The organism is Paenibacillus sp. 2003 (assembly GCF_031455635.1).
Lineage (GTDB): Bacteria > Bacillota > Bacilli > Paenibacillales > Paenibacillaceae > Paenibacillus > Paenibacillus amylolyticus_B.
This window is the reverse complement of the sequence record NZ_JAVDTB010000002.1, coordinates 398,551-409,214: the sequence shown is the minus strand read 5'-3', so window position 1 is coordinate 409,214 and position 10,664 is coordinate 398,551. Positions and strand designations below refer to the sequence as shown.

The following is a 10,664-nucleotide window of genomic DNA, read 5'->3' as shown; positions in this document are numbered from 1 at the left end:
GCGTTTGTGAGATGTGAATCCAATGCTCAACACGGGATATTCAGGTGCCCCATTTTGAATATCGATCATTTTGTCTGGAATATAAAGGTTTTTTAATCGTTTTCGTGGAAAAAGAGACATATGTCCTACATAATGTATGGGGGATGTGCAACTGTGAAATCAAGATTCGGAATCGTTGTTCTCCAACAATACGATATCTTCGCCCCGTTGTTGTCTGAGAGCAATATTGTCCCTCCCCCAAGCACACATGACATCCACGATGGTGTTGGCGGTAACGCCATATTCTGTAAGTCCGTATTCTACTTTGGGAGGCATCTGTTGGTATACATGTCTGATGACAAGGCCGTCCCGCTCCAGTTCGCGCAATTGTTGAATCAGTACTTTTTGCGAAATGCCGGGGATGCTGCGCCCTAATTCGCCCGTTCTCTTTACTCCGGACATCAATAAACAGACGATTAAGGCTTTCCATTTTCCACCTATAATTTCAAGCGTCGCTTCAATGCCCAGATTGTATTGTTTCATCCTGATTCACCTCAGTTTAAGTTTTACGTGTTTTATAGGGTGTAACTATTTATTTTCTCACGGTTCTGACACGGAAGTCCATACACACTTTGAGGTAAGTACCTTACTTCATTGTGTGTATTTTCTTTTGACTCGATGTGATCGATAATGGTCCATATTCAAGTATAGAAAACAACACCCTGGATGGGAAGAAAGGAACTTATGATGAAAACACTTGTTATTCTGGCACATCCCGATATGCAAAGTTCAAGAGTCAATCGTCGCTGGAAGGAGGAGTTGTTGCAGCATACAGATGATATTGTTCTTCACGAATTATATTCGGCCTACCCCGATTGGAAGATTGATGTATCCCGAGAACAAGAGTTGCTGGAGACTCATGATCATATGATGTTGCAGTTCCCGTTATATTGGTACAGTTACCCACCGCTGTTGAAAAAATGGTTTGATGACGTGTTCACTCATGGATGGGCGTACGGATCGAAAGGAAATCGATTGAAGGGAAAGCGGATGGGTCTGGCGATGTCCATAGGGGATAAGCAGGAGAACTATGCGAAAGATGGTTCTATCGGTTACAGCGTAGAGGAACTTGTTGCACCTTTCGTAGCAAGCATGAATCATATAGGGGTTCAGGCGCTGCCGCATTATGCAGTCTACGGTGCCTCGTTCCAGGCTACGGATGAAGAGATTAACCGAAGTGCTGAAGAATACATGAGTTATATAAAACAGTTCAGGGATTTTTAAAAGTTAAAAGCTGAAACTCTTCATAAGAAATGTACTGAAAAGGACCTGGCTCACATATGGTGAAGTCCAGGTCCTGATTAATAACCGAAAAATTAATAACCCAATAAAACCACATTTATTCTACGCGAAAATAATCAAAATCTGCATATCCTCCGGTAGACTTCGTTGCATAATTGAATAGTGCAAACCGGTATCCCATAAAGTGTGGCAGGGTGTAAGACATTTGAAGTGTATTGCCAATGGTTGTCCAGTTGCTGCCATTCAGGCTATAAGCAAAGTAGGCTTTGTCGGTTTGGTTCGTAAAATCACAGATGACGCGGAGATAGATTCTGTTCTGGTTTAATGGCACAGTTGCAACCTCAGTCATGGTGCCGGAACTGGCATTAGCCATAACGATGGATTTGGTGCTGCCCGTCATTTTTACGCCGACAAAACCATATTTGGCCTGAAAAGCAGCGAGTCCAGCATAATCACCATCCTTCATGCCTGCTGTATCCAAAGCGGTCATCCCCGTACTTTTTGGACCAAAGGTTCGTTGTGTCAGCGTGTTGCGGGCTTCTAACAGGTTTTTGCTGATTTTGCCTGCAGTTAACCGCATGAAACCGGGCCGCTGGAGCAGGGACCAGTTGGCAGTATCAGGGTTATGATTCCACTGCCAGTATGGAGCCAGACTGGATGTGCCGGTAGATGAATTGCTCGTCAGGGAGACGTCATCTACATAAAACGCCATCAGATCATTGGTAGGGTCCGGATTCGAGTTATACGGTGTTTCCACAAAAATAAAGCTTTGGGATAGGTCTGCATTCGACGGAACGGTATACGTACCTTGAATGGTACCCCACTGTCCGCGGGTAAGCGTCGCACTGCCCATAATGGTAATTCCGGTATAACTTGCACCATTCTGGATGCTAAGATTGAACGTTTTGGTTGCAGGACCAGTAGTGTATTTGATCTTTGCCGAAAAAGAGTACGTTCCTCCAGGTATCGGCTTGCCTGTAACCATCTGTTTGGCTCCGCCTGCTGTCTGCTGTCTGCCGCTGACGAGCAGGCTTTTTGTACCGCTGAACGCTTCGGCATTTGTTACGGTGATGTTCGCCGTATTGTTGCTGGTCCAGGGCTGAATGCTGCTCTCCTCAAAGCCGCCGTTCACTAACAGTTGCGTTACTGAGGGTGTGCCTGATGTGGTTGCGTTGAACTCATCGGACCCGTAGATTTTGGCAGCAGGCTGACCTTCAACGGGCATATTCATGTTAAGGGGAACCTTGCCGTTCACCCCAAACACAGGCCAGTTATCCGACCACGTCACAGGAGCGAGATAGGGGATGCGTCCAATGGCCCCGCTATCACGAAACAGCAAGCCGTACCAAGCGCCGGATGCGGTATCCACGATGCCTCCTTGGGCGATTCCCGAGTCTCTGAGTACAACTTTACCTGTGTATGGACCTGTCAATGTGTTTGCACGATAGGCAAGCTGAATGCGACCATCACCCGAAGGCCAGGCAATCAGGAATACATAGTACATACCATTGATCTTCTGAATGTGTGCTCCTTCTGCCTTTACAATCATGTTGGAGCCGGCAACACTGCTTGCGTTTGGAATCAGGACCTGATTGAGTCCGCCGGACTTGACGGCCTTGGCATCAGGCGTCAGCTCAACGATACTGATGTTATCACTGCCATGAACAAGAAAGGTTCGATTCCCGTCAAACAAAAGGGAGGGGTCATGGTAATAACTGTTCAATGTGTAAGGTGTCCATGGCCCTGTTTCAATATTGCTGGTCTGGTAAATATACGTCTTGCCCGTGGAAAGCGAGCCAAAGGCCACATAATATATACCGTTGTTGTACCGCAAGCTGCTCGCCCAGGAACCACGCCCATACTCGTATTGTCCATTGTTCAGGTTCTGTATATCCCCGTTTCCAAGCGTATCGTATACATAGTTTACGATGCTCCAGTTGACCAGATCATAAGACTTCATGACCGGGACTCCCGGATTCATATGCATCGTTGTACTTGTCATATAAAATGCATTGCCCACCCGAATGACGTCACTGTCAGGAACATCCGCGTAAATAACCGGATTGCTGAACGTTGCGGCTGAAGCTGCCGGACTTGTCAAAGGGAATGATGTTATAAGCAAAGGAATAGCGAGTAGAAGAGCACTGATTTTTTTCCACATATTCTATCCTCCCAATTGATCATGTCCTATGAATTAAAGCGAGTACTCCAGATAATCAATGTAAGCATCCCAAGTGCCATTATCCGTTGTTACGACCAGCTTGATTTCCTGGTTACCTATAGCGTGAGTGATGCCGGTGAGGGTTTGAACGGTCGGCTCCGTTCCCGTGAAGTAGAAAGAACCAGCGGTTACACCCCCGATGACCAGATCAACACGGGCTGTATTATTGTTGTTGGAAGCGCCGCGGACAGAGAATTGATGGGTTGGGAATGCAAAATATTGATTGTATGCTGCATAATCATTGTTCCCGTAAAGAGCGACTCCATTAAAAGGGGAACTGATTACGCCAGCGTATTGGCCGCCAAGCGTCATATTCTCGGATTCGTAACGGGTAACGTTTGGATTTGGATTAGGATTTGGGTTAGGGTTGCCGCCCGAACCGGATGTGAATTGCCAGTAGTCCAGTTTGAACAGATTTCCATTGCCCGAGCCTGTAAACACCAGATACAAACGATGTACCCCTGTAGCGTTGGTAACATTGGTCTCCATCTCGCGCCAAGTTTGCGAACCGCCAGTTGAACTTACGTTAAGTGTTCCAACTAGTGGGCCTGTCGGACTGTCCAGTCGGACCTCGATGTTGCCATTTCCGGTAGAAGCGACATTGGCCTTGAACTTGGAGGCTCCAGCTGAGCCAAAATCAACATTGCCGACCGCGATCCAATCCCCGTTATGAATATTAGTGACATTCTGATTGGCTACAGGTCCACCGCTTGCTTGACTCGGTTCAGTGTTAATTCCTGCTTGCCAGCCAATGGTTTCTGCTTCCACCCGGACATACGGGTTGAGGTTAGTGATCTGAGGTACACCTGTCATATTTCCCTGAACCTCCTGGATTGTTCCATCCGCATTATGTGTCAGTTTGTTGATATGTGTGGAACGGTACCCTTTACCATCACCGAGGAATGCCTTGCTTACCGTTTGTGCATGGTACGCCACATACCATTCGTTGTTGAACTGGAACACGGCATGGTGGTTATTGCCGCCTACGCCGAAGAACGTGCCAGGATTTTTCAGAAAGTGTCCTTTATACGTGAAAGGCCCCATCGGGCTGTCACTGACCATGTATCCGATCTCACCTTTTGGATATGCAGTGGGATGTGTTCCCGCGAAGTTGATACAGTAGGAGTAATAATATTTGCCGTTATACTTGTGGATGCCGGAATCTTCGAACATATAAGGAGAATCAATAGTCACAGCACTGCCCACCACACTGGTCATGTCGGCACCGAGACGAATGACCCGAGCTGTTTTGGGATTGGCAATGGAAGCAGCGTTGGTATCGTTCGGAATGCCGCCTCCAGCATACAAGTAAGCAGAGCCATCATCATCGACAAGGACAGCCGGATCAAAGAGCCAGGTTACGCCAGACATACCCGGTGTACTGTGAGTCAGGAGGGCACGACCAAGTGGATCGGACCACGGTCCAATGGGGGAATCGGCCGTGAGTACGCCAATACCTCCACCCGAGTTGGCAAAATAAAGGAAAAACTTTTCTTTGCCAGCAATGGTTTTCTTCGCCATGGCAGGAGCCCAGGACTGGGTAGCCCATTTGGCAATCCCTTGTCCATTATTGGCATTATTCGCACCCGCTACCGGGATTGAACCATGGTCTGTCCAGTTCACCATGTCAGCTGAGGAGATGACGTTAATTTTCCCGATCGTGCTGTACTGGTTCTCTCGGACAGAGCCGTCACTGTTGTACAGATATGCATCACCTGTCATGTAGACATAGACCCGATTGTTATGGACGAGCACATAAGGATCGGCTCCTAGTTTATGATCGATGAGGGGATTAGAGTTTCCAGGAAGTTTGGCAACGGCTGCATTGGCTGCATGGCTCGATTCAACGGGCAGGGTGACAAAGATTAGCAGACACGACAACAACAAAACTAGCGGTTTACGAATCATACGTTTCGCCTCCATGAGATTGGATTAGTTGGTGAGCTGAAATTCAGAATAGCAGTGATGATGAAATGCCCAAAACGAAGAGACTTTCCTCATGTCACCCCCTTCTTGAAATAATGGTTTGGTTGGCTGTTAAGTTAAGTCTTCATGTTGTCATATATGGTTTAAGCCAGACGACCTGTGCACCGCGTACGTGGTCACAGCGGCAAGGGGAGTGGCTAGAACCCGAAGTAAGCCTGCATCTGTGTGTGCGATTAGAAAAGCTATAATCTGTCAGGTTTCTTTTTGTAATCGCTTTCAATAAAATGGGTTAGAACACTGAAATTTGGCGAAGAAAAAGGTTTGGTCACATTTAAATGTAATTATTTTTCATATTTTCTTTTAAATGTTTATTAACTTGACGATATCATATCACAATTTTAAGATATTACAATCTTTTTCTATTTGGTGGAGAATCAAGAAGTATTACTATTCTATGGCTAAAATTCAAACGGATGGTTCAGCATCAACTGTACTATTATAGGGGGGAATACGGAGATAGAGCTCTGTTCCAGAGCCAGAAGGAGTAAAGGGCTTAGAACGGGTCACTATTTGGAGTTGGAGGTAGATGGGTTCCTGGAACGAAGCCCGTCATTCTGTTCATAATCTCATCAAATAAACACGAATATAAACACGTCTTAAGCAGCGGCCGTTTCCCTGTGATCGAATGGGGGATCGGTCGTTTTTTTTGCTGGAATCGAGTTAGGTCATTAAACAACAAACTCGCCTACTCGATGCTCAACTTTCACTAGCAAAATGTCTTCTCCCTGTTGTACATATTTCATTCAGTGTATAGATAAGCACGGGGCATACAAGGTTGTTGTTTATTGATAATGGTGAAATTGCCCCCTCTGTTTTGTCCACACCGTCGATTGAGTTTTTGAATATTACTATCAAGTGAGCTTATGCCAAATATTGATAGAGTATGAGGTTCATAAAAAGGTGGGATGGGGAAAAATGTCTATTTTATTAACAGGACCGATTGAAAACAACCCGGTTTCCGGAGTTAGACCGACACAACAGGTAACGATTAAATTGGTAAGTCAGACTGATGTGGATTCTGTAACAGTATCCATTCAGGGTTATGTGCTAAGCACAACGAGAACGTTGTATGTAAGTGAAGTGATTAGTATAGCCCCTAACGAAGCAGCGACCAGAGATTATTTTGCAGATTTAGATGCGTTTGAGTTTGTATTTGAAACAGATGTGGCAAGTGTGAAGGAAGTAGGGATTTCAGTGTGGGGCAAACAAGCCTCTGGACAATTGGTTGATGCACACCGGGTGGTGGAGCACGAAAAAACAGCTAATAACATTTAGAAGATAAGAAATAACCAAAAGAGGAGATGAAGCGATGAGCTTTTTATCTACAGGGCCGATAGAAAATAATGCTGTTAGCGGTGTAAGACCGACTCAGACAGTTACTGTCAGAATTGATAACCGTAGTGATGTGACAGCCTCAACCGTACAAATACAAGGGTATTACATGAGTGGTGGAATAAGAGTACTGTATGTCAGTGAGTCTTTTGACATCGTACCCAATCAAGTAATAACCAACAACTATTATGCCAATTTTGATGCCTTCGAGTTTACTTTTACAACACCAGCGGTAGGTAATGATCCTGTTCAAATATCCGTATGGGGTAAGAGCAGCACAGGAGCTTTGGTAACAGCCCATCGTTTGGTTTCTTCCGAATTGTTGGGTGAAATTCCAAGCATCACCGGGGCCACAGGTGCAACCGGTGCTACGGGAGCAACAGGGACCGCAGGTGTAACCGGGGCAACGGGAGCAACAGGGACCGCAGGTGTAACCGGAGTAACAGGAGCAACAGGCACCGCAGGTGCAACCGGGGCTACGGGAGCAACAGGGACCGCAGGTGCAACCGGGGCTACAGGAGCGACAGGCACCGCAGGTGTAACCGGGGCTACAGGAGCAACAGGGACCGCAGGTGTAACCGGAGTAACGGGAGCAACAGGGACAGGAGGTGTAACCGGGGCTACGGGAGCGACAGGCACAGCAGGTGTAACCGGGGCTACGGGAGCAACAGGGACGGCAGGTGTAACCGGAGCTACGGGAACGGCAGGAGCTGGAGCAATAATACCTTACGCATCAGGACTTCCAGTTGCGTTGACTACGGTATTAGGCGGCCTTCTGAATACCTCCAGTTTAGTTGGTTTTGGTAACAATGCTACAGGGGTAAGTGTTAATGGAGGAATTATTGATCTCACAGGCGCTGCTGGTACTTTGCTTAACTTTGCTTTCTCCGCATCGCGTACAGGAACGATTACTTCACTGGCTGCGTATTTCAGCACAACAGCTGGACTTAGCTTGGTTGGATCTACAGTAACCATAACTGCACAATTATTCCGTTCCACTACACCTAATAACTCCTTTACAGCTGTACCGGGAGCATTGGTAACCTTGGCTCCTCCACTGACCGGGGTTTTGGCACTGGGGACAATATCCAGCGGAGTGACTACAGGACTGAGTATTCCGGTATCTGCCGGTGACCGCCTGCTTATGGTGTTCTCAGCATCAGTAACAGCCGGAATTGATGTGGCTACAACCGTAGGCGGATATGCAAGCGGAGGTCTTACCATCACTTAACGAAAAATTATATATATCAAGTTGTTAGACAGGGACCCTTGCCAATATGGCGAGAGGTCCCTGTCTATGTGTGTGCACAACTAGGAGAGCATAGCGCTATTGGATCAGATCGAAGGCTTCGTCGGTAAACAGGTATGTATTCTGTCCATGCTTCTTCACATGCAACAATGCTATATATAAGTAGCGTTTTTGTTTTCAAACTCTCTTCAATTGAAAGACAAGAACTATACAAAAACATAAAAGGCGAGGATTGCTCCTCGTCTCGTACATTTCATGGTCTACTAAATTTGACTTCGTTTTTTTAGGCTGTCTACTGCACCATTCCAGATGAGTATGTGCTCTTGTACATTCAAGGTTTCTTTCAATAGAGGGTTGTCTTCCTTCTATGAGCTGTTGAAACCAGCCTGTTATGTGGGGAGGTTATTATATAATAATATTAGTGGCTTTTTGTCACTTTCCAAAACGTTCCCCGGTAGTACCGGATTCTTCTCATAACTTTCGAGTATAAAGCGAAAAATGTTTGATGTCATGACCTCTCCATGAGCGCATCGGTTCGGTTCACCGTTTCCTTTATAGTCTTCCAAATGCTACGATCAACGCAAGAACTATAAAAAAGATATTTACGCCGAGCTCCCGGTACTCTTTACGCCGAATATGAAACAGCATTCCAAGCAGTGTGACAACAGCCAAAGCGATTGCGGCGATGGGTGTAAGCACCGGAGTGATGTTCAGCGCCCAAGGCAAAACTAGGCCAAGCGCTCCTAGTAGCTCCGCGATACCGATCAGAACAACTAGACTTTTTGGCACATCATTGACCCAGGCCCAGGTCTTTTTTGACGACTCGATACGAATGGTTTTCATCCATCCTGAATATACGAAACCTAGTGACAATATGATTTGTACGATCCATAACGTTACATTCATTTTTCTTATCCCCTCACTTGTTCGATTTCAATATCTGCCTCTATACTAAAGTGAGAAGGCCCAATCTGGAAGTAGGCACTTAAACCTAACCAGGTAACCAAAAGTAAACCTTGGCATGATTAGAGAGCGAGGAATAAGAATGACGGTATATTGCAAATTCGGAACTGCCTTGGATATCCTCACAGGTAAATGGAAATCTTTGATTCTTCTACGCCTGCTGAGCAACGGTACAATGCGGTTCAGAGATTTACAAAAAGCCATTCCGGATATTTCGAAAAAGATGCTGACCCAGCAGTTAAAAGAACTGGAGTATCACGATATTGTGCATCGGGAAGTATATGCCCAAATTCCGCCTAAGGTCGAATACTCGATTACTGAGTACGGACAGCTCATGAAACCTGTGCTCCAGACAATGAGCGACTGGGGGGCCGGCCATATGCAGCATATGGAGAAGCTGTACGGCAAAGAAAACGAAAAAGGAGCAAACCCATCCGAACTTCGGAAAATTGATTCCTTGAGGTGATAGGGTAACAAGGGAGAGTTAGTATTGAATAAACAAAAAATTGTGATCATTGGTGCAGGCATTGTTGGGGCGTGTATGGCCTATCAACTAGCCAAACGAAATCAGGATGTAACTGTTATTGAACGGCACTCAGCCGCGGCGCGTGAAGTCACGGAAAAATCATTTGCCTGGATACATACGACGCATAGAGTGGCTCCTGAATACTGGCATTTGTACGATGCAGCTGTGGAAGAATATCACATACTTCAGCAAGAGTTGTCTGAACTGAAAATTCATTGGCATGGCGCGCTAACTTGGGACACTCCGCCTCTAAGGGAGCAACACTTTCAAAACTTAAACCGGGAGCAGCTTGAGGCATTGGAGCCCAATCTGAAGGAATATCCGGATGAAGCCATGTTTGTCAGCGAAGAAGGTGCGGTGGACCCTATTGCGGTAACGGAGCTGTTGTTGAGCAAAGCGCAAGAGTACGGAGCAAAAATTCAGTTCGACACCAACGTTACACAGCTGAAGCAAGAGGGTTCCCGTCTGGTTGGTGTTCATACGTCCAAGGGTTTTGTGGAGTCAGATGTTGTGGTATTGGCGGCAGGAACAGGTGCACCCGAACTTTGTAACCCGTTAGGTTGTCACGTGCCGGTAACTTCGTCACCTTCGATTCTGATTCGGATGAAAACTGCTAATAAACTGATACACACATTAATCTCCAATGCGCAATTTGAAGCGCGTCAACTGACAGATTATACGCTGTTGGCTGCGGAAGATTATATCGACGAGTCGGAGGAAAACGGACCACAGGCGGTCGGTAAGCGAGCTTACGACACATTGCGTCGCAGTCTCAAGCACGGAAATCAACTGGAACTGGAAAGCATAAAGGTTGGATGGAGACCCATGCCTGAAGATGGTTATCCGATTGTGGGCTTCCATGATCACATGAATGGACTTTATCTGACGCTAATGCATTCTGCAATTACGCTGGCGCCGCTGATTGCGAATCTGGCTGCAAGTGAAATTATTGATGGCAAATCAAGAAATGAATTAGACCCTTGTCGCGTCTCACGGTTTTAGAATCACCACACAACGAAAAGTACATCGCTCAAGTGGTGATGTACTTTTCGTTGCGTATATTTATTGGAGTCTTTTACACTTCCCCAGTAGCCACCGGATTCTCC

9 protein-coding genes are annotated in these 10,664 nt (G+C 46.3%); 5 read left to right on the top strand and 4 right to left on the bottom strand.

Annotated features, from left to right (window positions below; all coding sequences use genetic code 11):
* Positions 1–159: 159 nt before the first annotated feature.
* The gene (locus tag J2X75_RS13865) at positions 160–522 is read right to left on the bottom strand and encodes a winged helix-turn-helix transcriptional regulator (protein WP_310337242.1); all 363 of its coding nucleotides are present in this window, start codon (positions 520–522) and stop codon (positions 160–162) included.
* 204 nt (positions 523–726) lie between these two features.
* Between J2X75_RS13865 and J2X75_RS13860 the strand changes: the two genes are divergently transcribed.
* The gene (locus J2X75_RS13860; protein WP_310337654.1) at positions 727–1,263 is read left to right on the top strand and encodes an NAD(P)H-dependent oxidoreductase; all 537 of its coding nucleotides are present in this window, start codon (positions 727–729) and stop codon (positions 1,261–1,263) included.
* Positions 1,264–1,378: 115 nt separating this feature from the next.
* Here the strand turns inward: J2X75_RS13860 and J2X75_RS13855 are convergent, their stop codons facing one another.
* Positions 1,379–3,442 carry a beta-xylosidase family glycoside hydrolase gene (locus tag J2X75_RS13855; protein ID WP_310337241.1) on the bottom strand — a complete coding sequence of 688 codons (2,064 nt, stop codon included), beginning with the start codon at positions 3,440–3,442 and terminating at the stop codon, positions 1,379–1,381.
* Between the two features lie 33 nt (positions 3,443–3,475).
* Positions 3,476–5,410, bottom strand: a complete 1,935-nt coding sequence (locus J2X75_RS13850) for a carbohydrate-binding protein (RefSeq protein WP_310337239.1) — start codon at positions 5,408–5,410, stop codon at positions 3,476–3,478.
* Positions 5,411–6,403: 993 nt separating this feature from the next.
* Between J2X75_RS13850 and J2X75_RS13845 the strand changes: the two genes are divergently transcribed.
* Positions 6,404–6,763 carry a hypothetical protein gene (locus tag J2X75_RS13845; RefSeq protein ID WP_310337238.1) on the top strand — a complete coding sequence of 120 codons (360 nt, stop codon included), beginning with the start codon at positions 6,404–6,406 and terminating at the stop codon, positions 6,761–6,763.
* Between the two features lie 34 nt (positions 6,764–6,797).
* Entirely contained in the window at positions 6,798–8,051 is a 1,254-nt protein-coding gene (locus J2X75_RS13840) for an exosporium glycoprotein BclB-related protein (protein ID WP_310337237.1), read from the top strand.
* 570 nt (positions 8,052–8,621) lie between these two features.
* On the opposite strand, the gene J2X75_RS13835 is transcribed toward J2X75_RS13840, so the two are convergent.
* Positions 8,622–8,975, bottom strand: a complete 354-nt coding sequence (locus tag J2X75_RS13835; RefSeq protein ID WP_307534026.1) for a DoxX family protein — start codon at positions 8,973–8,975, stop codon at positions 8,622–8,624.
* A 139-nt stretch (positions 8,976–9,114) separates the two neighbouring features.
* Here J2X75_RS13835 and J2X75_RS13830 point away from each other — a divergent pair, with 139 nt between their 5' ends.
* Positions 9,115–9,498, top strand: a complete 384-nt coding sequence (locus J2X75_RS13830; protein WP_307534028.1) for a winged helix-turn-helix transcriptional regulator — start codon at positions 9,115–9,117, stop codon at positions 9,496–9,498.
* 24 nt (positions 9,499–9,522) lie between these two features.
* On the top strand, positions 9,523–10,560 hold the full coding sequence (locus J2X75_RS13825) for an NAD(P)/FAD-dependent oxidoreductase (RefSeq protein ID WP_307534030.1): 1,038 nt from the start codon (positions 9,523–9,525) through the stop codon (positions 10,558–10,560).
* Positions 10,561–10,664 lie beyond the last annotated feature (104 nt).

Bases quoted from the DNA above. Each gene is read 5' to 3' on its own strand.
- J2X75_RS13865 (WP_310337242.1), bottom strand. From the start codon at position 522: ATGAAACAATACAATCTGGGCATTGAAGCGACGCTTGAAATTATAGGT.
- J2X75_RS13860 (WP_310337654.1), top strand. From the start codon at position 727: ATGAAAACACTTGTTATTCTGGCACATCCCGATATGCAAAGTTCAAGA.
- J2X75_RS13855 (WP_310337241.1), bottom strand. From the start codon at position 3,442: ATGTGGAAAAAAATCAGTGCTCTTCTACTCGCTATTCCTTTGCTTATA.
- J2X75_RS13850 (WP_310337239.1), bottom strand. From the start codon at position 5,410: ATGATTCGTAAACCGCTAGTTTTGTTGTTGTCGTGTCTGCTAATCTTT.
- J2X75_RS13845 (WP_310337238.1), top strand. From the start codon at position 6,404: ATGTCTATTTTATTAACAGGACCGATTGAAAACAACCCGGTTTCCGGA.
- J2X75_RS13840 (WP_310337237.1), top strand. From the start codon at position 6,798: ATGAGCTTTTTATCTACAGGGCCGATAGAAAATAATGCTGTTAGCGGT.
- J2X75_RS13835 (WP_307534026.1), bottom strand. From the start codon at position 8,975: ATGAATGTAACGTTATGGATCGTACAAATCATATTGTCACTAGGTTTC.
- J2X75_RS13830 (WP_307534028.1), top strand. From the start codon at position 9,115: ATGACGGTATATTGCAAATTCGGAACTGCCTTGGATATCCTCACAGGT.